General features: G+C 73.6%; 19 protein-coding genes and 1 pseudogene. 16 read left to right on the top strand and 4 right to left on the bottom strand.

Annotated features, from left to right (window positions below; genetic code table 11):
* Positions 1–140: 140 nt before the first annotated feature.
* Positions 141–3,878 (top strand): chromosome segregation SMC family protein, encoded by a 3,738-nt coding sequence (locus MUK52_RS08615; protein ID WP_284575446.1) that lies wholly within the window; start codon positions 141–143, stop codon positions 3,876–3,878.
* Between the two features lie 289 nt (positions 3,879–4,167).
* A complete protein-coding gene (locus tag MUK52_RS08610) occupies positions 4,168–5,601 on the top strand; it encodes a sugar porter family MFS transporter (protein ID WP_114054363.1) in 1,434 nt (477 codons plus the stop codon).
* A 179-nt stretch (positions 5,602–5,780) separates the two neighbouring features.
* Here MUK52_RS08610 and MUK52_RS08605 read toward each other — a convergent pair.
* Together MUK52_RS08605 and MUK52_RS08600 are read right to left on the bottom strand one after the other, a co-directional pair.
* Positions 5,781–6,062, bottom strand: a pseudogene (locus tag MUK52_RS08605) (LLM class flavin-dependent oxidoreductase); the annotation flags it as partial.
* A gap of 60 nt (positions 6,063–6,122) precedes the next feature.
* The gene (locus MUK52_RS08600) at positions 6,123–7,589 is read right to left on the bottom strand and encodes a cytosine permease (RefSeq protein ID WP_284575444.1); all 1,467 of its coding nucleotides are present in this window, start codon (positions 7,587–7,589) and stop codon (positions 6,123–6,125) included.
* A gap of 132 nt (positions 7,590–7,721) precedes the next feature.
* Here MUK52_RS08600 and ftsY point away from each other — a divergent pair, with 132 nt between their 5' ends.
* On the top strand, positions 7,722–8,948 hold the full coding sequence (gene ftsY, locus MUK52_RS08595; protein ID WP_284575441.1) for a signal recognition particle-docking protein FtsY: 1,227 nt from the start codon (positions 7,722–7,724) through the stop codon (positions 8,946–8,948).
* A gap of 103 nt (positions 8,949–9,051) precedes the next feature.
* Here ftsY and MUK52_RS08590 read toward each other — a convergent pair whose 3' ends face one another.
* Positions 9,052–9,720, bottom strand: a complete 669-nt coding sequence (locus tag MUK52_RS08590; RefSeq protein ID WP_114058496.1) for a bifunctional DNA primase/polymerase — start codon at positions 9,718–9,720, stop codon at positions 9,052–9,054.
* A gap of 394 nt (positions 9,721–10,114) precedes the next feature.
* Between MUK52_RS08590 and nsdA the strand changes: the two genes are divergently transcribed.
* The 6 genes from nsdA (at position 10,115) to ftsH (ending at position 19,894) form a co-directional block, all read left to right on the top strand.
* Positions 10,115–11,623, top strand: coding sequence for a transcriptional repressor NsdA (gene nsdA / locus MUK52_RS08585; RefSeq protein ID WP_428985402.1), 1,509 nt, complete (start codon positions 10,115–10,117; stop codon positions 11,621–11,623).
* A gap of 371 nt (positions 11,624–11,994) precedes the next feature.
* A complete protein-coding gene (locus MUK52_RS08580) occupies positions 11,995–13,341 on the top strand; it encodes an ammonium transporter (protein ID WP_284575439.1) in 1,347 nt (448 codons plus the stop codon).
* Complete coding sequence (locus MUK52_RS08575) at positions 13,338–13,676, top strand: P-II family nitrogen regulator (RefSeq protein ID WP_114054367.1); 339 nt, start codon at positions 13,338–13,340, stop codon at positions 13,674–13,676. The genes MUK52_RS08580 and MUK52_RS08575 overlap by 4 nt, the downstream gene beginning before the upstream one ends.
* 16 nt (positions 13,677–13,692) lie before the next feature.
* The gene (locus tag MUK52_RS08570; protein WP_284575437.1) at positions 13,693–16,128 is read left to right on the top strand and encodes a [protein-PII] uridylyltransferase; all 2,436 of its coding nucleotides are present in this window, start codon (positions 13,693–13,695) and stop codon (positions 16,126–16,128) included.
* 105 nt (positions 16,129–16,233) lie between these two features.
* Positions 16,234–17,802, top strand: a complete 1,569-nt coding sequence (gene ffh, locus MUK52_RS08565; protein ID WP_114054369.1) for a signal recognition particle protein — start codon at positions 16,234–16,236, stop codon at positions 17,800–17,802.
* Between the two features lie 169 nt (positions 17,803–17,971).
* On the top strand, positions 17,972–19,894 hold the full coding sequence (gene ftsH / locus MUK52_RS08560) for an ATP-dependent zinc metalloprotease FtsH (RefSeq protein ID WP_284575434.1): 1,923 nt from the start codon (positions 17,972–17,974) through the stop codon (positions 19,892–19,894).
* Positions 19,895–19,922: 28 nt separating this feature from the next.
* Here the strand turns inward: ftsH and MUK52_RS08555 are convergent, their stop codons facing one another.
* The gene (locus tag MUK52_RS08555) at positions 19,923–20,603 is read right to left on the bottom strand and encodes an SAM-dependent methyltransferase (RefSeq protein WP_284575433.1); all 681 of its coding nucleotides are present in this window, start codon (positions 20,601–20,603) and stop codon (positions 19,923–19,925) included.
* 131 nt (positions 20,604–20,734) lie between these two features.
* Here MUK52_RS08555 and proS point away from each other — a divergent pair, with 131 nt between their 5' ends.
* The 7 genes from proS to rplS all read left to right on the top strand — a co-directional run bounded on the left by proS (position 20,735) and on the right by rplS (position 25,792).
* Positions 20,735–22,147, top strand: a complete 1,413-nt coding sequence (proS, locus tag MUK52_RS08550; protein ID WP_114054372.1) for a proline--tRNA ligase — start codon at positions 20,735–20,737, stop codon at positions 22,145–22,147.
* A 210-nt stretch (positions 22,148–22,357) separates the two neighbouring features.
* The gene (locus MUK52_RS08545) at positions 22,358–22,957 is read left to right on the top strand and encodes a hypothetical protein (protein ID WP_114054373.1); all 600 of its coding nucleotides are present in this window, start codon (positions 22,358–22,360) and stop codon (positions 22,955–22,957) included.
* A 215-nt stretch (positions 22,958–23,172) separates the two neighbouring features.
* Positions 23,173–23,613 carry a 30S ribosomal protein S16 gene (gene rpsP / locus MUK52_RS08540; protein WP_114054374.1) on the top strand — a complete coding sequence of 147 codons (441 nt, stop codon included), beginning with the start codon at positions 23,173–23,175 and terminating at the stop codon, positions 23,611–23,613.
* Between the two features lie 2 nt (positions 23,614–23,615).
* Positions 23,616–23,855: an RNA-binding protein gene (locus MUK52_RS08535; RefSeq protein ID WP_007266827.1), complete on the top strand. Its 240-nt coding sequence runs from the start codon at positions 23,616–23,618 to the stop codon at positions 23,853–23,855.
* Between the two features lie 80 nt (positions 23,856–23,935).
* Positions 23,936–24,487 carry a ribosome maturation factor RimM gene (rimM, locus tag MUK52_RS08530; protein WP_114054375.1) on the top strand — a complete coding sequence of 184 codons (552 nt, stop codon included), beginning with the start codon at positions 23,936–23,938 and terminating at the stop codon, positions 24,485–24,487.
* Complete coding sequence (gene trmD / locus MUK52_RS08525; protein ID WP_114054376.1) at positions 24,487–25,308, top strand: tRNA (guanosine(37)-N1)-methyltransferase TrmD; 822 nt, start codon at positions 24,487–24,489, stop codon at positions 25,306–25,308. The genes rimM and trmD overlap by 1 nt, the downstream gene beginning before the upstream one ends.
* Before the next feature lie 133 nt (positions 25,309–25,441).
* A complete protein-coding gene (gene rplS / locus MUK52_RS08520) occupies positions 25,442–25,792 on the top strand; it encodes a 50S ribosomal protein L19 (RefSeq protein ID WP_114054377.1) in 351 nt (116 codons plus the stop codon).
* Positions 25,793–25,824 lie beyond the last annotated feature (32 nt).

Genomic DNA, 25,824 nt, shown 5'->3' with positions numbered 1-25,824 from the left:
GACACTGCAAGGGACGCTTCGGCGTCCCTTCTCTCCTTTCCCCGTCCTCTGCTCCCCGAGGGGCCCCGCCGCGGCTTGGCCAGACTCCTGCCCTGCACCTTCACGGGTGAAACCGAACCCGAAAGGTAGAGTCCGGCGGCGTGCACCTCAAGTCCCTGACCCTGCGCGGCTTCAAGTCGTTCGCGTCCGCGACCACCCTGCGCTTCGAGCCCGGCATCACCTGCGTGGTGGGCCCCAACGGGTCCGGCAAGTCGAACGTGGTGGACGCGCTGTCCTGGGTCATGGGCGAGCAGGGCGCCAAGTCGCTGCGCGGCGGGAAGATGGAGGACGTCATCTTCGCCGGGACCACCGGCCGCCCGCCGCTCGGGCGGGCCGAGGTCTCGCTGACCATCGACAACTCCGACGGCGCCCTGCCGATCGAGTACGCCGAGGTCACCATCACGCGGACCATGTTCCGCGGGGGCAGCAGCGAATACCAGATCAACGGCGACACCTGCCGGCTCCTCGACATCCAGGAGCTGCTCTCCGACTCCGGCATCGGCCGCGAGATGCACGTCATCGTCGGCCAGGGCCAGCTGGACTCCGTCCTGCACGCCGACCCGATGGGGCGCCGCGCGTTCATCGAGGAGGCGGCCGGCGTCCTCAAGCACCGCAAGCGCAAGGAGAAGGCGCTGCGGAAGCTCGACGCGATGCAGGCCAACCTCTCCCGCGTCCAGGACCTCACCGAGGAACTGCGCAGGCAGCTCAAGCCGCTGGGGCGGCAGGCCGCCGTCGCCCGCCGCGCCGCCGTCATCCAGGCCGACCTGCGCGACGCCCGGCTGCGGCTCCTCGCCGACGACCTGGTGGCCCTGCGGGCCGCGCTGGAGGCCGAGCTCGCCGACGAGGCCGCGCTGAAGGAGCGCAAGGACGCCGCCGAGGCGCAGCTCGCGGCGGCCGTCCGCCGGGAGGCGGAGCTGGAGGAGGCCGTGCGCGGCCTCGCCCCGCGGCTGCAGCGCGCCCAGCAGACCTGGTACGAGCTGTCGCAGCTGGCCGAACGGGTCCGCGGGACGGCCTCCCTGGCCGACGCCCGCGTCCGGTCGGCGTCCGCACCGCAGGAGGAGGAGCGGCGGGGCCGCGACCCGGAGGACATGGAGCGCGAGGCCGCCCGGATCCGCGAACAGGAGGCGGAGCTGGCGGCCGCGCTGGAAGCGGCCTCACGGGCCCTGGAGGACACCTCCGCGCACCGCGCCGAACTGGAGCGGGCCCTCGCCGAGGAGGAGCGGCGGCTGCGCGACGCCGCGCGGGCCATCGCCGACCGGCGGGAGGGCCTGGCCCGGCTCACCGGGAGGCTCGGCGCCGCCCGCTCGCGTGCCGGGGCCGCGCAGGCGGAGGCCGACCGGCTGGCGGCCGCGCGCGACGCCGCGCGGCAGCGGGCGGAGGCCGCGCAGGAGGAGTACGAGGCCCTGGCCGAGGAGGTCGGCGGGCTGGAGGAGCCCTCGGCCGACGGCGGGCACGAGGCGGCGAAGGCGGAGCTCGCGCAGGCCGAGGCGGCGCTCGCCGCGGCCCGGGACGCGGCGACGGCCGCGGAGCGCTCCCGGGCGGCGGTGGCGGCCCGGCGGGACGCCCTCGCACTGGGCCTGCGCCGCAAGGACGGCAGCGGTGCGGCCCTGGGCGCCCGCGACCGGCTGGCCGGCCTGCTCGGCCCGGCGGCGGAACGCCTGACGGTGGCCCCCGGCTACGAAGCCGCGGTGGCGGCGGCCCTGGGCGCCGCGGCCGACGCCCTGGCGGCGGACTCCCCGGCAGCGGCAGCCCGGGCCATCCGCCACCTGCGCGACACGGACGCAGGCCGCGCCGCCTTCCTGATCACGGCCCCGCCCGTACCCCGCCAGTCGGCCCCGGACCCGGCCGCACCGGCGGCTGCCGCGTCTGCGGCCGGCCTGCCGGGCTCTGCCGCCCCCGGTGGCCGGGGGGCCGGCGCCCCGGAGTCCCCGACCGCGCCCGCCGTCCCCGCGGGCGCGCCTGCCCCGGCCGCCGCCCCGGCCGGCCGGGAGTCCGCGGCGGAAGGGGAGCCGGTGGCTCCGGACGCGCCGGCGGGGACACCGGCCGGGGGGCTCGTGCGCGGGGACGCAGGTCTCGTGCGGGCCGTCGCGCGGGTGCTGCGCGACCACTACGTCGTCGCGGACCTCGGCGAGGCCGTGGCGCTCGTCGCCGCGCGGCCCGCTGCGGTGGCCGTCACCCGGGACGGGGACGTGCTCGCGGCGCACCTCGCCCACGGGGGGTCCGCCGGTGCGCCCAGCCTGATCGAGGTGCAGGCCGCCGTCGACGAGGCCGCGGCGGAGCTCGACCGCCTGGACGGGCGGTGCCGTGAGCTGGCCGCCGCCCAGGAGGCCGCGCGGGAGCACCACCGGGCCTGCGCCGCCCGCGCCGAGGAGCTCGCGGAGCGGCGCCGTGCCGCCGAGCAGGCCCGCGCCGGCACGGCCCAGCAGCTCGGCCGGCTCGCCGGCCAGGCGAAGGGCGCCTCCGGTGAGGCCGAGCGCAGCGCCGCCGCCGCGGAGAAGGCGCGGGCCGCCCTGGAGGAGGCGCTGGCCGAGGCCGAGGAGTGCGCCGAACGGCTGGCCGCCGCCGAGGAGGGCCACGGCGAAGCCGAGGAGGAGCCCGACACCGCCGTACGCGACCGGCTCGCCGCCGACGGGGCCAACGCCCGCCAGACCGAGATGGAGGCCCGCCTGCAGCTGCGTACCCACGAGGAGCGGGTCAAGGCCCTGGCGGGGCGGGCCGACGCCCTCGACCGGGGCGCCCGCGCCGAACGCGAGGCGCGGGCCCGGGCCGCGGCCCGCCGCGAACGGCTGCGCCGGGAGGCCGGGGTCGCCCGCGCCGTCGGCGACGGCGCCCGCCAACTGCTGGCACACGTCGAGGCCTCCCTCGGCCGAGCCGGGGAGGAGCGCGCGGCAGCCGAGGAGGCCAAAGCCGTGCGCGAGCGCGAGCTCGGCGAGGCCCGCACCCGCGGCCGCGACCTGAAGGCGGAGCTGGACAAGCTCACCGACTCCGTGCACCGCGGGGAGGTGCTCGGCGCCGAGAAGCGGCTGCGGATCGAGCAGGTGGAGGGCCGGGCCCTGGAGGAGTTCGGCATGGGAGCCGACTCGCTCGTCGCCGAGTACGGGCCCGACCAGCCGGTCCCGCCGAGCCCGCCCGCGGACGGCGAGGCGCTCCCCGAGGATCCGGAGCACCCCCGCAACCGGCCCGGCCGCTTCGTGCGCGCCGAGCAGGAGAAGCGGCTCAAGGCGGCCGAGCGCGCCTACCAGCAGCTCGGCAAGGTCAACCCGCTGGCGCTGGAGGAGTTCGCGGCCCTGGAGGAGCGGCACAAGTTCCTCAGCGAGCAGCTGGAGGACCTCCGCCGGACCCGCGCCGACCTCCTCCAGGTCGTCAAGGAGGTCGACCGGCGGGTCGAGCAGGTCTTCACCGAGGCCTACCACGACACGGCCCGCGAGTTCGAGGGCGTCTTCTCGCGGCTCTTCCCCGGCGGCGAGGGCCGGCTGGTGCTCACCGACCCGGACGACATGCTCGCCACCGGGGTCGACGTCGAGGCCCGCCCGCCGGGCAAGAAGGTCAAGCGGCTGTCGCTGCTGTCGGGCGGGGAGCGGTCGCTGACCGCCGTCGCGCTCCTGGTGTCGATCTTCAAGGCCCGGCCGAGCCCGTTCTACGTGATGGACGAGGTGGAGGCGGCGCTCGACGACACCAACCTCCAGCGGCTCATCCGGATCATGGAGGAGCTCCAGGAGAGCTCGCAGCTGATCGTCATCACGCACCAGAAGCGCACGATGGAGGTCGCCGACGCGCTCTACGGCGTCTCCATGCAGGGCGACGGCGTCTCGAAGGTGATCAGCCAGCGGCTGCGCTGAGCCGTCCGGGGGCCCGGGGAGGCTCCGGGCCCGCGCCCCGGACCTTTGACCTTCAAGAAATGAAGATCCTTTCCTGGGGCAGTCAGCGCAGGTCACGTCGTTCCGGGCGCACTGCCCTCGCACTGCCCTCCGCCGGAGTTCACCCTCGGCTATTGACTTCAAGAAATGAACACATAAGCTCGCTGCGCCGCCTCTTCCCTTCGAGTGGTGCCGGTTGTCGACCTGTGCCCCACTGGAAGGAAAAAACACCCCACCCGCCCGCCGTCGCAGCCGGGCACAGGAGCACACCTTGAGCAGCAGCACAGAGCAGGCGCCGGCGCCGGACGGAGGGCGCGCCGCCCGGCCCGACCACCTCGGGCACGTCATCTTCATCACCGCCGCGGCCGCGATGGGCGGCTTCCTCTTCGGCTACGACAGCTCCGTCATCAACGGCGCCGTCGTCGCCATCCGCGACCGCTTCGACGTCGGGTCCGAAGCCCTGGCCCAGGTCATCGCGGCCGCCCTGATCGGCTGCGCGCTCGGCGCCGCCACCGCCGGCCGCATCGCCGACCGGATCGGCCGAATCCGCTGCATGCAGATCGCCGCCGTCCTCTTCACCGCGAGCGCCGTCGGCTCCGCCCTGCCGTTCGCCCTGTGGGACCTGGCCGCCTGGCGCATCGTCGGCGGCTTCGGCATCGGCATGGCCTCCGTCATCGGCCCCGCCTACATCGCCGAGGTCTCCCCGCCCGCCTACCGCGGCCGCCTGGCCTCCTTCCAGCAGGCGGCCATCGTCACCGGAATCGCCGTCTCCCAGCTGGTCAACTGGGCCATCCTCAACCTGGCGGACGGCAACCAGCGCGGCGAGCTCGCCGGCCTGGAGGCCTGGCAGTGGATGCTCGGCGTCATGGTCGTCCCGGCCGTGCTCTACGGGCTGCTGTCCTTCGTCATCCCCGAGTCCCCCCGCTTCCTGATCTCGGTCGGACGCACCGGACAGGCCCGCAAGGTCCTCGCCGAGGTCGAGGGCTCCGGCGCCGACCTCGACGCCCGCGTCGCCGAGATCGAGCACGCGATGCGCTCCGAGCACAAGTCCACCTTCAGGGACCTCCTCGGCGGCCGCTTCGGCCTGCTGCCCATCGTCTGGGTCGGCATCGGCCTGTCGCTCTTCCAGCAGCTCGTCGGCATCAACGTGATCTTCTACTACAGCTCCTCGCTGTGGCAGTCCGTCGGCATCGACCCCACGAGCTCCTTCCTCTACTCGTTCACCACGTCGATCATCAACATCGTCGGCACGGTGATCGCGATGATCTTCGTGGACCGGCTCGGCCGCAAGCCGCTCGCCCTCATCGGCTCGACGGGCATGGCCCTCTCGCTCGGCACGGCGGCCTGGGCGTTCTCGTACACCACCGGCACCGGCGACGACATCACCATGCCCGACCTCCAGGCCGCCGTCGCGCTCGTCGCGGCCCACTCCTTCGTGCTCTTCTTCGCCCTCTCCTGGGGCGTCGTGGTCTGGGTCCTCCTCGGCGAGATGTTCCCCAACCGCATCCGCGCCGCCGCGCTCGGCGTGGCCGCCGCGGCCCAGTGGGTCGCCAACTGGCTCATCACCGTCACGTTCCCGTCGCTGGCGGACTGGAACCTGTCCGGCGCCTACGTGATCTACACCGTCTTCGCCGTGCTCTCGATCCCGTTCATCCTCAAGTGGGTGCCGGAGACCAAGGGCAAGGCGTTGGAGGAGATGGGGTAACCATCCCCCGCCACCACCCCGCTCCTCACGCAGGCGGTGCTGCCCCGGCTCACTTCCCGAGCCGGGGCAGCACCCGTTCGCACAGCAGGTGCAGGCTCCGCCGGCCCTCGTCCACCGGCATCCGGCCGCACAGCGGGTGCAGCACCAGGCTCTCCGCTGTACTCCACCGCCTCGTTCGGCGCCAGTACCCCGGCCGCGCGCAGCGGGTCGTACAGCGGGCCGATGATCGCCGGGACGGTGACGGTGATGCGCCGCGTCGCACCGAGGACGGCCCCCGCGAACGCCGGCGGCGAGGGCAGCCAGTCGTTGTCGGTGCCGTGGTGCTCCTCCGTCTGGACGGGGCCGATGCCGCGGTCGTCCGCGTACCGCGCCATCTCCAGGGCCGCCCGGTAGCGGGCCGACAGGGTCCCCGGGGTGCCGTGCGGGTCGACCAGGTTGAACCGGGCCACGGTGACGGGCATGCGGAAGTCCCCTTCGCCGGATGCGGAGCACGGGCGAAGGGGGACCGTAGCCGAGGGGCCTCAGACGGACAGGGCGCCCGCGGGCTCGGCCTCCGCCGGGGACGCGCCGGCCCCGCCCTGCGGCCCGCCCGGCCGCTCTGCCGCCGGGCGCGGGAGGACGGCGTACAGCACGCCCGAGGTGACGATGCCGACGGCCCAGCCCAGCCCGTTGGCGCCGATCCAGGTGTCCGCGAGCGGGCCGGCGAACCAGTCGACCCTGGTGAACAGCAGGCCCGCGGCGAGCGCCGCACCCCAGGCGGCCATCGCCTGCCAGGCGTAGCCGCCGCGGTACCAGTACGCGCTGGTCCGCGTCGTGTCCATCAGCGCCTGCCCGTCGTACGAGGTGCGGCGCAGCATGTCGGCGCCGAACACGCCGATCCAGGCGGAGAACGCCACGGCCAGCAGGGTCAGGAAGGAGATGAACGAGCCGAAGAAGCTCGTCGCGACGACCATCAGCAGGAAGCCGAACACCAGGCTGATGGCGGCGTTGACGGAGACCGCGGCCGCGCGCGGCACGTTGATGCCCAGGGTCTGCGCGGTGAACCCGGCCGAGTACATGGACATCGAGTTGATCAGCAGCATGCCGACGAGGGCGATCAGCAGGTACGGGACCGCGATCCAGGCGGGCAGCAGCTCCCCGATGAAGGAGACCGGGTCCTGTGCCGACGCCAGGTCCGGGGTGCCCACCGCCATCACGGCTCCCATCAGCACCATCGGGATCACGACGACGGCCGCGCCGCCGACCGTCGCCCCGACCACGCCCCGGGCGGAGGCCGTGCGCGGCAGGTAGCGGGTGAAATCCGGGCCCGACGGCACCCAGCTGATGCCGCCCGCGGCGATCGTGCCGATGCCGGCGACCATCATCGCGGTGGAGCCGGCCGGCCGGTCGAACACGGCCGCCCAGTCCGTCTCGGCGACCAGGTATCCGAGGACGAGCACGCTGAACGCACCGAACAGGTACGTCGACCAGGTCGAGCAGGCGCGCAGCGCGCTGATGCCGAGACCCGAGACCAGGAACGTGCAGCCCACGAAGAGCAGCAGGGCCACCACGATGAGGAAGGTGTTCTTCTCCACACCGAACAGCAGGTCCACCACTGTGAGCAGGGCGAAGGCGCCGCTGACCGCGTTGATGGTCTCCCAGCCCCAGCGGGCGACCCAGATCAGCGCGCCGGGGAAGAGGTTGCCGCGCTGCCCGAAGACGGCCCGCGACAGGGCCATGCCGGGCGAGCCGCCGCGCGTGCCGGCCAGCGAGATCAGCCCGACGAGCCCGTACGAGACGACCGGGCCGACCACGGCGACGACGAGCACCTGCCAGATGTTGAGCCCGTTGGAGATCACCAGGCCGGCGCCCATGGTCAGCAGCAGCACGCTGATGTTGGCGGCGACCCAGGTGGGGACGAGTTCGCGGACGCGTCCGGTGCGCTCCGCGTCGGGGACGGGTTCCAGCCCCCGGGTCTCTATCGCGCCGTCGGGAGTCTCGGCAGGCATACGTGCTCCGATGAGGTGATTTTCGGGAATTCGCCCCTCATCGTAGTTTCCGCCGCAAACGCACGAACGGCGGGGAAGGTCCCGGTGCGCGGCCCCGGTGCCGCGCAGAGGTTCGCGCATACTGAAGCCGTTATGGACATCCTCATCCTTGCCGTAGTACTCATCGCCCTGGTCGCGGTCGGCGCGGTCAGCGGGCTCGTGGTCAGCTCCCGCAAGAAGAAGCAGCTGCCGCCGCCGACGCCGCCCAGCACGCCGACCATCACCGCCCCGCCCGCCGAACCCCAGGTGGGGGAGGACGCCGCCACGACGGCGGAGGAGCAGCGCCGCACGATCGAGGAGGTCGTCCTCCCCGAGGCGGAGGCCGCCGCCCCCGAGGCGCCCGAGGCGCCCGCCGCCGAGGCCGAGGCCCCGGCCGCCCCCGAGATCGAGGTGCCCGAGCCCACCGCCGGCCGCCTGGTCCGGCTGCGCGCGCGCCTCGCCCGTTCGCAGAACTCCCTCGGCAAGGGGCTGCTGACGCTCCTGTCCCGCGAGCACCTCGACGAGGACACGTGGGAGGAGATCGAGGAGACCCTCCTCGTCGCCGACGTCGGCGTCGCGCCGACGCAGGAGCTCGTCGACCGGCTCCGCGAGCGGGTCAGGGTGCTGGGCACCCGCACCCCCGCCGAGCTGCGCGCCCTGCTGAAGGAGGAGCTCGTCACCCTGGTCGGGGCCGACCTCGACCGGTCCGTGAAGACGGAGAGCGGCGCCGACACCCCCGGCGTCGTGATGGTCGTCGGCGTCAACGGCGTCGGCAAGACCACCACCACGGGCAAGCTGGCCCGCGTCCTCGTCGCCGACGGCCGCAGCGTCGTCCTCGGCGCCGCCGACACCTTCCGTGCCGCCGCGGCCGACCAGCTCCAGACCTGGGGCGAGCGCGTCGGCGCCCGCACCGTGCGCGGGCCCGAGGGCGGCGACCCTGCCTCGATCGCCTTCGACGCGGTCAAGGAGGGCATCGCCGAAGGCGCCGACGTCGTGCTCATCGACACCGCCGGCCGCCTGCACACCAAGACCGGCCTCATGGACGAGCTCGGCAAGGTCAAGCGCGTCGTGGAGAAGCACGGCCCGCTGGACGAGGTCCTCCTCGTGCTGGACGCCACCACCGGGCAGAACGGCCTCACCCAGGCCCGCGTCTTCGCGGAGGTCGTCGACATCACCGGCATCGTGCTGACCAAGCTCGACGGCACCGCCAAGGGCGGCATCGTCGTCGCGGTGCAGCGCGAACTCGGAGTCCCGGTCAAGCTCATCGGCCTCGGCGAGGGCCCCGACGACCTCGCGCCCTTCGAGCCGCAGGCCTTCGTCGACGCCCTGATCGGCGACTGACCGGCCTTCTGCTGACGCAGCGGTGCCCCCGTGTTCCCGAGACGGAGCACGGGGGCACCGCTGCATACGGGCATACGGGCATACGGCCTGCGGGCGTACGGCGCTAGCGGCGCAGCCGGTGGCAGATGTACGCCAGGGTGCCCAGCAGCAGCCGGGCCTGGGGCGGGCCGCCGGCGCAGTCCAGGGCCGGCGGGCGCAGCCAGCCGACCGGTCCGAGGCCCGCGTGGTCCGAGGGCGGGGCGGTCACGTACGCGCCGTGGCCCAGCGCCCGCAGGTCCAGGCCGGCGTCGTCCCAGCCCATCCGGTACAGCAGCTGCGGCAGCCCGTCCGCGGCGCCCGGGGCCACGAAGAACTGCGCCCGCCCGTCCGGGGTCGCGGTGACGGGGCCGAGCGGGAGGCCCATCCGCTCCAGCCGGACCAGGGCGCGGCGCCCGGCCTCCTGCGAGACCTCGATGACGTCGAAGCAGCGGCCCGCGGGCAGCAGCACCGCGGCGCCCGGGTACGCGCCCCACGTCCCGGTGACCTCGTCGAGGGTGGCGCCGGCCGGGACGGTCGGGGCGAGGGGCAGCGGGTGGGCGCCCGGGGCGGGGCAGTCCGCGCGGCCGCAGGAGCAGTCGCGCAGGGGGCCGGCCGCCCGGGCCCCGGGGACCACGTCCCAGCCCCACAGGCCCGTGTACTCGGCGACCGCCGTGCACTCCGACGTCCGCCCGCGGCGGCGCGTCCCGGAGCGGAATTCCTTGGTGCTGCGGCTGCCGCCGATCGTGAAGCCCATGCCCATGCCCCCTCCAACGGGTCTGACGCACCGGTGGTTACGACGTTCGGGGGGACCGGGTGCGGCCTGCCCTGCGGTGCCACCCGGCGCACTCCACGCCGCGCGCGCCCCGGGCGCACCCCTGTCCATCCGATCGTTTCTGCTCCGTCGCCCAGTGAATCGCGCCTGGCGGGTGGCGCGTTCGTTGACAGGGGTGGCGAATGGTGGCGTTTCGGCGAACCGGCTCGCGGGGCGGGTGATCGTAGGATTACTTTCGGTGCACCGACCCTGACGGCGTACCGTTCGTGGTTATGCCGGAGGCAAGGCGTGAAGGACCTGTGAAGGTCCCCAGGCGGCGCCTGCCCTTCCGGTCAGGGTTGCGTAGGAACAGGGCTGAGCGGATGGGGGCGTTCCAGTGGGCGGCAACGGCGCAAGCGGAACGAGCGGGCAACCGGACGGATCCGGGCCCGCCGCCCGCAACGAGCAGCTGACCTCCTGGTTCGTGCGCAGCGGCTGGTCCAAGGGAGAGCTCGCCCGCCAGGTGAACCGGCGCGCCCGGCAGATGGGCGCCCACCACATCAGCACCGACACCTCGCGCGTGCGCCGCTGGCTCGACGGCGAGCAGCCCCGCGAGCCCGTCCCGAGGATCCTCTCGGAGCTGTTCTCCGAGCGCTTCGGCTCCGTCGTGGCCATCGAGCAGCTCGGCCTGCGCACCGCCCACCAGACCCCCTCCGTCTCCGGGGTCGACCTGCCGTGGGCCGCCGAGCAGACGGTCGAACTGCTCGGGGAGTTCTCCCGCAGCGACCTCATGCTCGCCCGCCGCGGCTTCCTCGGCACCTCCCTCGCCCTCTCCGCCGGCCCCGCCCTCATCGAGCCGATGCAGCGCTGGCTCGTCCCCTCCCCGGCCGCCGACCCCGCGGCCGCGCGCGGCGGCCAGGGCGGAGGGGCCCTCGGCGGCCACCGGCCCCCGCGCCTGTCCGAACCGGAACTCGGCCTCCTCGAATCGACGACCGTCATGTTCCGCCAGTGGGACGCCCAGTGCGGCGGCGGACTGCGCCGCAAGGCCGTCGTGGGCCAGCTCCACGAGGTCACCGACCTGCTGCAGGAGACCCACCCCGCGCCCGTCATGAAGCGGCTCTTCAAGGTCGCCGCCGAACTCGCCGAGCTCGCCGGGTGGATGAGCTACGACATCGGCCTGCACCCCACCGCGCAGAAGTACTTCGTCCTCGCGCTGCACGCCGCGAAGGAGGCCGGCGACAAGCCCCTCGGCTCGTACATCCTCTCCAACATGAGCCGCCAGATGATCCACCTGGGCCGCCCCGAGGACGCCCTGGAGCTCATCCACCTCGCCCAGTACGGCAGCCGCGACTGCGCCGGCCCCCGCACCCAGGCGATGCTGTATGCGATGGAGGCCCGCGCGTACGCCAACATGGGCCAGCCCAGCCGCTGCAAGAGGGCCGTCCGGATGGCCGAGGACACCTTCGAGGACATCGGCCCCGGCGACGCGCCCGAGCCCGACTGGATCCGCTTCTTCTCCGAGGCGGAGCTCAACGGCGAGAACTCCCACTCCTACCGCGACCTCGCCTACGTCGCCGGCCGCAGCCCCATGTACGCCTCCCTCGCCGCGCCCGTCATGGAGCGCGCCGTCGAGCTCTTCGGCCGGGACGAGGTGCACCAGCGCTCGTACGCGCTCAACCTCATCGGCATGGCCACCGTGCACCTCCTCCAGCGCGAGCCCGAGCAGGCCGCCTCCTACGTCGACCGCGCCCTCGCGGTGGCCGGAAAGATTCGGTCCGAAAGGGTGAACACCCGGCTCCGCAAGACCGTCGACACCGCCGCCCGTGAGTACGGCGACGTCGCCGAGGTCGTCCGGCTGACCGACCACCTCGCCTTCGCGCTGCCCCCGGCCGCGGAGGCCGTCTGACGGCCCGCGCGGCCGTCCCCCCGAAGGCCCCGGCCGCGGCAGCCACCCCGTGAAGCCCGATCAGGCTCCCCCAGCCAGGACTCCCGGGTGGCGCCGCGGCCGGCCCCGTCCTCCCGCCGCCGGCCGGCCCCGCCGGGCCGCCGGCCCGCCGCCGCCGACGGCGGCCCCGTTCATCGGCACGTAACAGCCCGCACCTCTTCGTCACGGGCGCGAAACATCGGGCGGCGCCGCCGGAAACCGGCCTGCGGGAATCTCTGGGTCAATAACCGGCCAGCCCCCGGGCCCCGGGCCACCCACCGGCCCCCACGCCTTCCCGTGCCCAGGTCCCACGGTCGCCCGCACGCGAACGCACCGACGACGAGGAGACGCCGATGGCACCAGCCATCACGACCCTCGCGGCAGACGCCCCGACGCTCTCTGCCGCGAACACCGGGTTCATGCTCATCTGCTCCGCCCTGGTCATGCTGATGACCCCGGGACTCGCCTTCTTCTACGGAGGCATGGTCCGTGTCAAGAGCAGCCTCAACATGCTGATGATGAGTTTCATCAGCCTCGGGATCGTCACGGTCCTGTGGGTGCTCTACGGATTCGGCATCGCCTTCGGCACCGACTCCGGCGGCGTTGTCGGCTGGTCCTCCGACTACCTCGGCCTCAGCGGCATCGGCATCACCGAGCTGTGGGACGGCTACACCGTCCCGGTCTACGTCTTCGCCGTCTTCCAGCTGATGTTCGCCGTCATCACCCCCGCCCTCATCAGCGGCGCCCTCGCCGACCGCGTCAAGTTCAGCGCCTGGGCCCTCTTCATCGCCCTGTGGGCCACCGTCGTCTACTTCCCCGTCGCCCACTGGGTGTGGGCCCCCGGCGGCTGGCTCTTCGAGATGGGCGTCATCGACTTCGCCGGCGGCACCGCCGTCCACATCAACGCCGGCGCCGCCGCCCTCGGCGTCATCCTCGTCATCGGCAAGCGCATCGGCTTCAAGAAGGACCCGATGCGCCCCCACAGCCTCCCCCTCGTCATGCTCGGCGCGAGCCTGCTGTGGTTCGGCTGGTTCGGCTTCAACGCCGGCTCCTGGCTGGGCAACGACGACGGCGTCGGCGCCGTGATGTTCGTCAACACCCAGGTCGCCGCCGGCGCCGCCATGCTCGCCTGGCTCGCGTACGAGAAGCTGCGCCACGGCTCCTTCACCACCCTCGGCGCGGCCTCCGGCGCCGTCGCCGGCCTCGTCGCCATCACCCCCGCCGGCGGCTCCTGCTCCCCGCTCGGCGCGATCGCCATCGGCGCCGTCTCCGGCCTGGTGTGCGCCATGGCCGTCGGGCTCAAGTACAAGCTCGGCTACGACGACTCCCTCGACGTCATCGGCGTCCACCTCGTCGGCGGCGTCATCGGCTCCCTCCTCGTCGGCTTCTTCGCCACCGGAGGCGTCCAGTCCGAAGCGGCCGGCCTCTTCTACGGCGGCGGCCTGGAGCAGCTCGGCAAGCAGGCCGTGGGCGTCTTCTCCGTCCTCGCCTACTCTCTCGTGGCGTCCGCGCTGCTCGCCTTCCTCCTCGACAAGACGATGGGGATGCGCGTCAGCGAGGACGACGAGGTCTCCGGCATCGACCAGGTCGAGCACGCCGAGACCGCCTACGACTTCAGCGGAGCCGGAGGCGGCGCCCCCTCCCGGAGCACCGCCGCCCCCGTCCCCGCCGCCGCCGCGAGCAAGAAGGTCAACGCATGAAGCTGATCACCGCGATCGTCAAGCCGCACCGGCTGGACGAGATCAAGGACGCCCTCCAGCGCTTCGGCGTCCAGGGCCTGACCGTCTCCGAGGCCAGCGGCTACGGCCGCCAGCGCGGCCACACCGAGGTCTACCGGGGCGCCGAGTACACCGTGGACCTCGTCCCCAAGATCCGCATCGAGGTCGTCGTCGAGGACGACGACGCCGAACCGGTCATGGAGATCCTGGTCACGAGCGCCCGGACCGGCAAGATCGGCGACGGCAAGGTGTGGAGCGTCCCCGTCGACGCCCTCGTCCGGGTCCGCACCGGCGAGCGCGGCGCCGAAGCGCTCTGACGACGGGAGGCCCTGGGTGACGAGCGACGGCACGACCACCGACACCTCCGACCCGGGACCCGGCGGCTACGCCGCGGCCCGGCTGCGGCTCCTCAGGGAGGAGCCGCAGTCCGGGCCGTCGCGGCGCTCCGCGCTCGCCCGGCTCACCGACGACTGGCTGACCGCCCTGTTCGCCCGCGCCGCCCGCGACACCGGTGTCCGCGGCGCCGCCCTCGTCGCCGTCGGCGGCTACGGGCGCGGCGAACTCTCCCCCCGCAGCGACCTCGACCTGCTCCTCCTCCACGACGGCAAGGCCGCCCCCGCCGACCTCGCCCGCCTCGCCGACCGCCTCTGGTACCCGGTGTGGGACCTCGGCCTCGCCCTCGACCACTCCGTCCGCACCCCTGCCGAAGCCCGCCGCACCGCCGCCGAGGACCTCAAGGTCCACCTCGGCCTCCTCGACGCCCGCCCCGTCGCCGGCGACCTCGGCCTCCTGGCCGGCCTGCGCACCGCCGTCCTCGCGGACTGGCGCAACCAGGCCCCCGCCCGACTGCCCCGGCTGCACGCCATGTGCCGCGAACGCGCCGAACAGTGCGGCGAACTCCGCTTCCTCCTCGAACCCGACCTCAAGGAGGCCCGCGGCGGCCTCCGCGACGCCGCCGCCCTGCGCGCCGTCGCCGCCTCCTGGCTCGCCGACGCGCCCCGCGAAGGCCTCGCCGAAGCCCGCCGCCGCCTGCTCGACACCCGCGACGCCCTCCACCTCACCACCGGCCGCGCCGGAGACCGGCTCGCCCTCCAGGAACAGGCCCAGGTCGCCGCCCGCACCGGCCACCCCGACGCCGACACCCTGCTGCGCGAGGTCTACGAGGCCGCCCGCACCATCTCCTACGCCGCCGACGTCACCTGGCGCGAGGTCGGCCGCGTCCTGCGCGCCCGCGCAGCCCGCCCCCGCCTGCGCGGACTGCTCGGCCCCCGCGGCCGCGGCGCCGCAGCGGGAACCGCCGAACGCGCCCCGCTCGCCGAGGGCGTCGTCGAAGCCGACGGCGAAGCCGTCCTGGCGCTCGCCGCCCGACCCGAACGCGACCCCGTCCTGCCGCTGCGCCTCGGCGCGGCCGCCGCGCAGGCCGGGCTGCCCGTCTCCCTGCACGCCGTACGGCGCCTCGCCGCGCAGGCCCGGCCGCTGCCCGAGCCCTGGCCGGCCGAGGCGCGCGAGCAGCTGGTCACCCTGCTCGGGGCGGGCGAGCCGGCCGTCGCCGTCTGGGAGGCCCTGGAGGCCGAGGGCCTGATCTCCCGGATGCTGCCCGAGTGGGAGCGCGTACGCTGCCGCCCGCAGCGCAACCCCGTCCACACCTGGACCGTGGACCGGCACCTGGTGGAGACCGCCGTGCGGGCCTCCGCGATGACCCGCCGCGTCGGCCGGCCCGACCTGCTTCTGATGGCCGCCCTCCTGCACGACATCGGCAAGGGCCTGCCCGGCGACCACTCCGCCGCCGGGGAGGCCGTCGCCCGCCGGATCGCCCTGCGCACCGGCTTCGGCGCGGCCGACGCCGACGTCCTCGCCGCGCTGGTCCGCCACCACCTGCTGCTGGTCGACACCGCCACCCGGCGCGACCTCGACGACCCCGCCACCGTCCGCACCGTCGCCGACGCCGTCCGCACCCCCGGCACCCTGGAACTCCTGCACGCCCTCACCGAGGCCGACGCGCTCGCCACCGGGCCGGCGGCGTGGTCGGCCTGGCGCGCCTCCCTCGTCGCCGACCTCGTCCGCCGGGTCGCGGCCGTCCTCGGCGGGGCCCCCGACCCCGGGCAGCCCGACCCGGCGCCCACCGCCGAGGAGGAGCGCCTGGCCGTGGAGGCCCTGCGCACCGGGGAGCCCGTCCTCGCGCTGCACGCCCGCCCGGAGGAGGACGCCGTCGGCGCGGAGCTCGCCGTCGCCGTCCCCGACCAGCCCGGAGTGCTGCCGGCCGTCGCCGGCGTCCTCGCCCTGCACCGGCTCACCGTCCGCGCCGCCGACCTGCGCTCGCTGGAACTGCCCGGCCGGCTCGGCGAGGCGCTCGTCCTGCGCTGGCGGGTGGCGGCCGGGTACGGCTCGCTCCCCGAGGGGTCCCGGCTGCGGGCCGACCTCGTCCGCGCCCTGGAAGGCGGCCTCGACGTCTCCGCGAAGCTCGCCGAGCGGGAGGCGGCGTACCCGCGGCGGCGCGGCGTGGTCCCGCCGCCGCCCCGGGTCACCGTCGTCCCCGACGTGTCCTCGCTCGCCACGGTCCTGGAGGTGCGCGCCCCCGACGCCGTCGGCCTGCTGCACCGCATCGGCCGGGCATTGGAGGACGCCGGCGTACGGGTCCGCAGCGCGCATGTCTCGACCCTGGGCGCCAACGCGGTGGACTCGCTGTACGTCACCTCGGCCGAGGGCAAACCCCTCGCCCCGGCGGAGGCCGCCTCCGTCGCCGAGGCCCTCGCCCGCGCGCTGGCCTGACGCCGGGCCCCGCGGGGAAAAGCGCCCGCGGGGTCTGGCAGGCGGGCCGGACCGATACCCTGGGGTACGACCACACCGCCCCCGACCCGAGGAATCGCGACCACCGTGTTCGATACGCTTTCCGACCGCCTCAGCGCGACCTTCAAGTCCCTCCGGGGCAAGGGCCGCCTCTCCGAACAGGACATCGACGCCGCGGCCCGGGAAATCCGTATCGCCCTCCTCGAGGCCGACGTCGCCCTCCCGGTCGTCCGCTCCTTCATCGCGAACGTCAAGGAGCGCGCCCGCGGGGCCGAGGTCTCCAAGGCCCTCAACCCGGCGCAGCAGGTCCTCAAGATCGTCAACGAGGAGCTGGTCTCGATCCTCGGCGGCGAGACCCGCCGCCTGCGGTTCGCCAAGACCGCCCCGACCGTGATCATGCTGGCCGGCCTCCAGGGCGCGGGCAAGACCACCCTCGCCGGAAAGCTCGGCCACTGGCTCAAGGGCCAGGGCCACACCCCGCTGCTCGTCGCCTGCGACCTCCAGCGCCCCAACGCCGTCAACCAGCTCGGCATCGTCGCCGAGCGCGCCGGCGTCGGCTTCTACGGCCCGCAGCCGGGCAACGGCGTCGGAGACCCGGTCCAGGTCGCGAAGGACTCCGTCGAGTACGCGCGCACCAAGCAGTACGACATCGTCATCGTCGACACCGCCGGCCGCCTCGGCATCGACGAGGAGCTGATGCAGCAGGCCGCGGACATCCGCGACGCCGTCAGCCCCGACGAGGTCCTGTTCGTCGTCGACGCCATGATCGGCCAGGACGCGGTCAACACCGCGGAGGCCTTCCGCGACGGCGTCGGCTTCGACGGTGTCGTGCTGTCCAAGCTCGACGGCGACGCCCGCGGCGGTGCCGCGCTCTCCATCGCGCACGTCACCGGCAAGCAGATCATGTTCGCCTCGAACGGCGAGAAGGTCGACGACTTCGACGCCTTCCACCCGGACCGCATGGCGGGCCGGATCCTCGACATGGGTGACATGCTCACCCTCATCGAGCAGGCCGAGCGGACGTTCTCGCAGGCCGAGGCCGAGAAGATGGCGGCCAAGCTCGCCAAGGGCCCCAAGGAGTTCACGCTCGACGACTTCCTGGCCCAGATGGAGCAGGTCCGCAAGATGGGCTCCATCTCCAAGCTGCTCGGCATGCTGCCCGGCATGGGGCAGATCAAGGAGCAGATCAACAACATCGACGAGCGGGACGTCGACCGCACCGCCGCGATCATCAAGTCGATGACCCCGGCCGAGCGCCAGGACCCGACGATCATCAACGGCTCGCGCCGCGCCCGTATCGCCAAGGGCTCCGGCACGGAGGTCAGCGCCGTCAAGAACCTCGTCGAGCGGTTCTTCGAGGCCCGCAAGATGATGTCGCGCATGGCCCAGGGCGGCGGCATGCCGGGGATGCCGGGCATCCCGGGCATGGGCGGCGGCCCCGGCCGGCAGAAGAAGCAGGTCAAGCAGGCCAAGGGCAAGCGCAAGAGCGGCAACCCGATGAAGCGCAAGGCGGAGGAGGCGGCGGCCGCCGCCCGCCGCGAGCAGGCCGCCCTGGGCGGTCAGCCGGACGCCGCGGGCAGCCCCTTCGGACTGCCGGCCGGCGCTCCGGGCGAGGACTTCGAGCTGCCGGACGAGTTCAAGAAGTTCATGAAGTAGTACGGGTGTCCCGCGGGGCCCCGGCCGCACGGCGCGGCCGGGGCCCCGGTGCGTCCGGGTCCGGACGGGGTGGTCGGGGGTGGCCGGGGGCGGGGGAGCCCGCCCGGAAGCCGCTGCCCGGAATATCCCTTATGGTCGGCCAGGAAGGACGGCAGTAAGGAGGCCCCCGGTGCCCAGCCCCACCCCCGCGCCGCCGCGCGACCGGGCCGACACGCCCTGGCGCTCCGAAGGCGCGCCGCCCTCCCCGCCGACGAAGAGGATGCCCGGCGGCTGGCGCTGGCTGATCCTGGCCGCCCTGCTGGTCTTCCTGGCCACCAACCTCGTCCTGTCCTTCTTCAACGAGGGCGACGAGCCGACCGTCTCCTACACCGAGTTCAGCAGGCAGGTCGCCGCAGGCAACGTCGCCAGGATCTACGCCAAGGGCGACGCCATCCAGGGCGAACTGAAGGCGAAGCAGCCCCTCCCCGACGGCGGCAAGGGCGACTACACCAAGTTCACCACCCAGCGCCCCGCCTTCGCCGAGGACGACCTGTGGGCCGAGCTCACCAAGCAGAACACGATCGTCACCGCCTCCCCGGTGGTCGTCCAGCGCAGCCTCCTGGCCAACGTCCTGCTCTCGCTCGCCCCGATGCTGCTGCTCGTCCTGCTGTGGGTGCTCCTCGCCCGGCGGATGGGCTCGGCGCTCGGCGGCGGCCTGGGCGGCATCGGCCGCAAGACCCCGCCCCGGCCCGTGGAGCTCCAGGAGGGCGGCAAGCGCACCACCTTCGAGGACGTCGCCGGCATCGACGAGGTCCAGGGCGAACTCCACGACGTCGTCGACTTCCTCAAGAACCCGCAGCGGTACCGTGCGATGGGCGCCCGCATGCCCGGCGGCGTCCTGCTCGCGGGCCTGCCCGGCACCGGCAAGACGCTGCTCGCCCGGGCGGTGGCCGGTGAGGCGGGCGTGCCGTTCTTCTCGGCGTCCGCCTCCGAGTTCATCGAGATGATCGTCGGCGTCGGCGCCTCCCGGGTCCGCGAACTGTTCACCGAGGCCCGCAAGGTGGCCCCGGCGATCATCTTCATCGACGAGATCGACACCATCGGCCGGGCCCGCGGCGCAGGCGGCGGCATCGGCGGCCACGACGAACGCGAGCAGACCCTCAACCAGATCCTGACCGAAATGGACGGGTTCTCCGGCTCCGAGGGCGTGGTCGTGATCGCCGCCACCAACCGCGCGGACGTCCTCGACCCCGCCCTCACCCGCCCCGGCCGCTTCGACCGCACCGTCACGGTCTCCCCGCCCGACAAGAGCGGCCGCGAGGCGATCCTGCGCATCCACACCCGCGAGATCCCCCTCGCCCCGGACGCCGACCTCGCGCAGATGGCCGCCACCACGCCCGGCATGACCGGCGCCGAACTCGCCAACCTCGCCAACGAGGCCGCCCTCCTCGCCGTCAAGCGGGGGCGCGACCGGGTCACCCAGGGCGACCTCTCCGAAGCCCTGGAGAAGGTCCAGCTCGGCGCGGAGCGCCCGCTCGTCATGCCCCGGGAGGAGCGCCGGCGCACCGCCTACCACGAGAGCGGCCACGCCCTGCTCGGCATGCTCCACCCGGGTGCGGATCCCGTACGCAAGATCACGATCGTGCCCCGCGGCCGGGCGCTCGGCGTCACCCTCTCCACCCCGGAGGCCGACCGGTACGCCTACACCGAGGAGTACCTGCGCGGCCGGATCATCGGCGCGCTCGGCGGCATGGCGGCCGAGCACACCGTCTACGACGTGATCACCACCGGCTCCGAGAACGACCTGGAGCAGGTCACCGGCATCGTCCGCGGCATGGTCGGCCGCTGGGGCATGAGCGAGCGCATCGGCCGCCTCACCGCTGTCCCCTCCGACGGGCAGAGCCCGTACGGCCTGGCCGCGGCCCCCGCCACCCTCGACGCGGTGGACGCCGAGATGCGGCGGATCGTGGACGAGTGCTACACCGAGGCCTGCCGCCTGCTGCGCGAGCACCGGCCGAAGCTCGACGCCCTCGCCGAGGCGCTGCTCGCGAACGAGACCCTCGACGAGGCCGCCGCCTACGCCGCGGCGGGCATCCCGCGCACCCCCGCGTGACGGCCGGCCGCGGCCGGGCCGGGAGCCGTCACGGCACCCGGGCCAGGACGTACCGCAGGATGTTCGGCAGCCACACCGAGCCGTCGCTTCGCTCGTACGGGTGAAGGGCCTCCGCAAGCTCCTTCTCCACCTGCCCGGTGTCGCCCGCGGAGCCGTACAGCCCCGTCGACAGCAGCCCGCGCACCGCGCTGTCGGCGTCCGCGTACCCGAACGGGCAGAACACCCGCCCCGAGCCGTCGGGCCGCAGCCCGGCCGCCGACACCAGCGCCTCCAGGTCCTGCGGGGCCGGCCCGCCGCCCGGCACCGAGGGGACCGTGCACCGCTCCGCGGGCCCCCAGCCCGCCAGGACCACCGCGGCGCCGCTGCGCAGCGACGGCAGGGCCGCGGCGAGCGCCGCCCGGGAGGGCGCGAAGGCGAACAGCACGTCGTACGGGCGCCCGCCGGGCGCCGGCGCCGCCGGCAGCACGTCCAGCAGCCGCTCGCGCGCCAGGGCCCGCCGCTCGGGGTCCGCCTCCACCCCCGTCGCGGCGGCGCCCCGGCCCTCGGCCAGCAGCAGGGCCAGACCGGCCCCGCAGTCCAGGCCCAGCAGCCGGTCGCCGGGACCGACCCCCAGCCGGTCGTAGACCGTCTCGTACAGCGGTACGAGCATCCGTTCCTGGATCTCCGCCCAGTCGCGGGCGACGAGTGTCGGCGTAGGCGTAGGTGTCATCGAAAGAGCGCTCCTGATTCCTTGTCGCCCCCTTGCCCCCGATGCCAGGGAACTCCCCATCCGCCCCCGCGTCCAGAGGAGTGCGCCACCCGATTCACGGATCGCCCCCCGGGCGCCGTACCATTCGCGCCATGGCAAAGGCTCCCGTTCTCACCCCCCAGGCGGAGGATTTCCCCCGCTGGTACCAGGATCTGATCAACAAGGCCGAGCTGGCCGACAACGGCCCGGTGCGCGGCACCATGGTCATCCGGCCGTACGGCTACGGGCTGTGGGAGCGGATGCAGCAGGAGATGGACGCGCGCATCAAGGAAGCGGGCGCCCAGAACGCCTACTTCCCGATGTTCATCCCGCAGTCCTACCTGACCAGGGAGGCCGAGCACGTCGAGGGCTTCGCCCCCGAGCTCGCGGTCGTCACGCACGGCGGCGGCAAGCAGCTCGAGGAGCCGGTCGTGGTGCGCCCGACCTCCGAGACGATCATCAACGACTACTTCTCGAAGTGGGTCCAGAGCTACCGCGACCTGCCGCTGCTGATCAACCAGTGGGCGAACGTGGTCCGCTGGGAGATGCGCCCGCGCGTCTTCCTCCGGACGAGCGAGTTCCTCTGGCAGGAGGGCCACACGGCCCACGCCACGTACGAGGACGCCCGCGACTACGCGGCCCGGATCCACCGCGACGTGTACGGCGACTTCATGGTCAACGTGCTCGGCATCGACGTCGTGCTCGGCCGCAAGACGCCGAAGGAGCGCTTCGCCGGCGCCATCAACACCCTCACGCTGGAGGGCATGATGGGCGACGGCAAGGCCCTCCAGATGGGCACGAGCCACGAGCTCGGCCAGAACTTCGCCAAGGCGTTCCACACCCAGTACCTGTCGAAGGACAGCAAGCAGGAGTACGTCTGGCAGACCTCCTGGGGCGTGTCGACCCGCATGGTCGGCGGCCTGATCATGTCCCACGGCGACGACAACGGCCTGCGCGTGCCGCCGCGGCTGGCGCACGTCCAGGTCGTGGTCATGGCGATCAAGGGCGACGAGGCCGTGGCGAAGGTCCGCGAGCTGGGCGACCGCCTGAAGGCCGCAGGCATCCGCGTCCACGTGGACGACCGCGTCGACATCCCCTTCGGCCGCCGCGCGGTGGACTGGGAGCTCAAGGGCGTCCCGGTCCGCGTCGAGATCGGCCCCCGCGACCTCGAGGCCGGCACCGCGATGCTGGCCCGCCGGATCCCCGGCGGCAAGGAGCCGGTGCAGATCGACGCCCTGGCCGACCTGCTGCCCAAGGTGCTGGACGAGGACCAGGCGCAGCTGCTGCGCGAGTCCCGCGAGCGCCGCGAGGCCCGCACCTCCGACGTCTCCACGCTGGAGGAGGCCGCCGAGGCCGCGGCCGCCGGCGGCTGGGCGCGGATCCCGTGGGCCGACCTCGGCCCCGAGGGCGAGGCCAAGCTGGGCGAGCAGGCCGTCACCGTGCGCTGCCTGGTCGCCGAGGACGGGTCGGTGCCCGAGTCGGACGACGCCCCCGGTACGCTCGCCATCGTCGCGCGCTCGTACTGACGCGCGCGCTCCCGCCATCGCGCCCCGGCGCGCGGCCGACCGCCGCGCGCCGGGGCTGATGTTTCGCAGTCGGCGTTGTGTACCGACTCCTCCTGGGATCGGCGCACCCGTCCTCGTCGTCGCGCATCAGGCACAACTGACGGGTACGTGCAAAAAATTTGGAATGGCCCGGAATCGGAACACCGGGGGCCTTCGGCTCGTTGTCACGACGTGAGCACGACACCACCTGTTCTCGCCGCAGAGCTGGCGCAGGCGTGGGCCGACATTCAGCGGCACCACCCCGAGCTGCCGGACCTTGCCGCGCCCGAGTCCCTGATCGGAGAGTCCTCGTCCGCCTGCGGCGCGGAGCTCTCCTTCGAGCGACTGCTGCACGAGGCAGTCCACGGCATCGCCGCCGCCCGCGGAGTGCGCGACACCTCCCGGGCCGGCCGCTACCACAACCGCAGATTCCTCGCGATCGCCGAGGAGATGGGACTGGACCATTCCGACGAGCCGCATCCGAGCAGCGGCTTCTCGCTGGTCACGCTCAACGCGGAGGCCAAGAGGCGCTACCGCCCGACCATCGAGCGCCTCCAGCGCGCCCTGAAGGCCCACACGGCGGCCACGACGGCCGACACCAAGCGCACGTTCCGCGGCCCGGCCGCGCGGCACGGCTCGTCCGGCGGGGGCGTGCGGGTCAAGGCCGTCTGCGACTGCGGGCGCAACGTGCGGGTGGTGCCCTCCGTGCTGGCACAGGCCCCGATCGTCTGCGGCGGCTGCATGAAGCCGTTCCGCATCCCGGAGGCCGCGGTCGCCGCAGCCGCGTCCTGAACCCGCCGCGCGGTGCGGCGCGCGGCGGGCGGAACCGGCCGCCGGGGGCGGGCCACGGACCGCCACCGGCATGTGGCAGAATGGATGGCTGTACTCGACAGTCGCACAGGACCCCTCTCTCCTCCGGCTGACGCGTCCATCGGGCACCCGAGTACCGCAACCCCACGTGGCATCTCAAGTGCCCAACCACGTCAAGTTCAGGAGACACCACTCCAGTGGCAGTCAAGATCAAGCTCAAGCGCCTCGGCAAGATCCGCTCCCCGCACTACCGCATCGTCGTCGCCGACGCCCGCACCCGCCGGGACGGCCGCGCGATCGAGGAGATCGGCATCTACCAGCCGACGTACAACCCGTCGCGCATCGAGGTCAACGCCGAGCGCGCCCAGTACTGGCTCTCGGTCGGCGCCCAGCCCACCGACGCCGTGCTCGCCATCCTCAAGCTGACCGGTGACTGGCAGAAGCACAAGGGCCTCCCGGCCCCCGCGCCGCTGCTCCAGCCGGCGACGAAGGAAGACAAGCGCCGCTCCTTCGACGAGTTCGCCAAGGCCCTCGAGGGCATCGGCGAGACCAAGGGCGAGGCCATCACGCAGAAGGCGAAGAAGGCCGACAAGAAGGCGGACGAGGCTGAGGCCGCCGCCGAGTCGACCGAGGCCTGAGCATGCTCGAGGAGGCTCTTGAGCACCTCGTAAAGGGCATTGTGGACAACCCCGACGACGTGCAGGTCGCCTCGCGCAACCTGCGCCGCGGGCAGGTGCTCGAGGTCCGGGTCCACCCCGACGACCTCGGGAAGGTGATCGGCCGCAACGGCCGCACCGCACGTGCGCTGCGCACCGTCGTGGGCGCCATCGGCGGCCGCGGCATCCGCGTCGACCTCGTCGACGTGGACCAGGTCCGCTGAGCAGTTGAATCACCGGCACGGGCCGGGGAGGGCATTCGTGCCCGCCCCGGCCCGTCGTCGTATGGACAGGAGAAGGAAGAGTGCAGCTGGTAGTCGCGCGGATCGGCCGCGCCCACGGGATCAAGGGTGAGGTCACCGTCGAGGTGCGGACGGACGAGCCCGAGCTGCGGCTCGGGCCCGGCGCCGTGCTGCAGACGGAGCCGGCCTCGGCGGGCCCCCTCACCGTCGAGACGGGACGGGTGCACAGCGGGCGCCTGCTGCTGCGGTTCGAGGGCGTGAAGGACCGCAACGCCGCCGAGGCGCTGCGCAACACGCTGCTCATCGCCGACGTGGACCCCTCGGAGCTGCCCGAGGAGCCCGACGAGTTCTACGACCACCAGCTCATCGACCTGGACGTGGTCCTGGAGGACGGCACCGCGGTCGGCCGGATCACCGAGATCTCCCACCTGCCCTCGCAGGACCTGTTCATCGTCGAGCGGGAGGACGGCTCCGAGGTGATGATCCCCTTCGTGGAGGAGATCGTCGCCGAGATCGACCTGGAGGAGCAGCGCTGCGTCATCACGCCGCCGCCCGGCCTGATCGACGACCGTGCCGTGGTGGCCTCCACCCGGGACGAGGAGGACGGGGCCTGATGCGGCTCGACGTCGTCACGATCTTCCCCGAGTACCTGGAGCCCCTGAACGTCTCCCTCGTCGGCAAGGCGCGGGCCCGCGGGCAGCTCGGCGTACACGTCCACGACCTGCGCGACTGGACGCACGACCGGCACAACACCGTCGACGACACCCCGTACGGCGGCGGCCCCGGCATGGTCATGAAGACCGACCCCTGGGGCGAGGCCCTCGACGAGGTGCTCGCCGACGGCTACGAGGCCGGCGCCCGCGGGCCCGTCGTCGTCGTGCCCACGCCCAGCGGGCGGCCGTTCACACAGGAGCTCGCCGTCGAGCTCTCCGAGCGGCCCTGGCTGATCTTCACCCCGGCCCGCTACGAGGGCATCGACCGGCGCGTCATGGACGAGTACGCGACGCGCATGCCGGTCTACGAGGTCTCCATCGGCGACTACGTCCTCGCGGGCGGCGAGGCCGCCGTCCTGGTCGTGACCGAGGCCGTCGCCCGGCTCCTGCCCGGCGTGCTGGGCAACGCCGAGTCCCACCGGGACGACTCCTTCGCGCCGGGCGAGATGGCGAACCTGCTGGAGGGCCCCGTCTACACCAAGCCGCCGCAGTGGCGCGGCCGCGGGATCCCGGAGGTGCTGCTCAGCGGCCACCACGGCAAGATCGCCCGCTGGCGGCGCGACGAGGCGCTGCGCCGGACCGCCGCCAACCGGCCGGACCTGATCGAGCGCTGCGAGGCCTCGGCGTACGACAGGAAGGACCGGGAGCTGCTGGCGGCCCTGGGCTGGGAGCCGACCGCGGACGGCCGATTTTGGCGCAGGCCGCGGGCCGTGGAAGAATAAGCGGCTGCTGTGTGCTCGCGTGTGCCCCTGCCACAGGGGGACCGTCGCACGAGGGGTGGCACGGCTACGGAATTCTCCCCGAAAACCCGCATCGGCGACCTGTGGCGTCGTGCGAAGAAAGCAGACGAAGAACATGTCTCACCTGCTCGACGGCGTGAACGCCGCCTCCCTGCGCTCGGACGTCCCGGCCTTCCGCCCGGGTGACACCGTCAACGTGCACGTCCGCGTCATCGAGGGCAACCGCTCCCGTATCCAGCAGTTCAAGGGCGTCGTCATCCGCCGCCAGGGCTCCGGCGTCTCCGAGACCTTCACCGTTCGCAAGGTCTCCTTCAGCGTCGGTGTCGAGCGCACCTTCCCGGTGAACTCCCCGATCTTCGAGAAGATCGAGCTGGTCACCCGTGGTGACGTCCGCCGCGCCAAGCTGTACTACCTCCGTGAGCTCCGCGGCAAGGCCGCGAAGATCAAGGAGAAGCGCGACCGCTGATCTCCTCTCCGGATCCACGGGGCGGCCGGATA

It is taken from the genome of Streptomyces sp. 2P-4, from assembly GCF_030167965.1.
Taxonomy (GTDB): Bacteria; Actinomycetota; Actinomycetes; order Streptomycetales; family Streptomycetaceae; genus Streptomyces; species Streptomyces globosus_A.
The sequence above is the reverse complement of the archived record's forward strand: the minus strand, read 5'-3'. Positions and strand labels throughout refer to the sequence as shown.

Bases quoted from the DNA above. Each gene is read 5' to 3' on its own strand.
- MUK52_RS08555 (WP_284575433.1), bottom strand. From the start codon at position 20,603: ATGACACCTACGCCTACGCCGACACTCGTCGCCCGCGACTGGGCGGAG.
- MUK52_RS08580 (WP_284575439.1), top strand. From the start codon at position 11,995: ATGGCACCAGCCATCACGACCCTCGCGGCAGACGCCCCGACGCTCTCT.
- MUK52_RS08590 (WP_114058496.1), bottom strand. From the start codon at position 9,720: ATGGGCTTCACGATCGGCGGCAGCCGCAGCACCAAGGAATTCCGCTCC.
- MUK52_RS08535 (WP_007266827.1), top strand. From the start codon at position 23,616: ATGCTCGAGGAGGCTCTTGAGCACCTCGTAAAGGGCATTGTGGACAAC.
- MUK52_RS08600 (WP_284575444.1), bottom strand. From the start codon at position 7,589: ATGCCTGCCGAGACTCCCGACGGCGCGATAGAGACCCGGGGGCTGGAA.
- proS (WP_114054372.1), top strand. From the start codon at position 20,735: ATGGCAAAGGCTCCCGTTCTCACCCCCCAGGCGGAGGATTTCCCCCGC.
- trmD (WP_114054376.1), top strand. From the start codon at position 24,487: ATGCGGCTCGACGTCGTCACGATCTTCCCCGAGTACCTGGAGCCCCTG.
- rplS (WP_114054377.1), top strand. From the start codon at position 25,442: ATGTCTCACCTGCTCGACGGCGTGAACGCCGCCTCCCTGCGCTCGGAC.
- ftsY (WP_284575441.1), top strand. From the start codon at position 7,722: ATGGACATCCTCATCCTTGCCGTAGTACTCATCGCCCTGGTCGCGGTC.
- MUK52_RS08575 (WP_114054367.1), top strand. From the start codon at position 13,338: ATGAAGCTGATCACCGCGATCGTCAAGCCGCACCGGCTGGACGAGATC.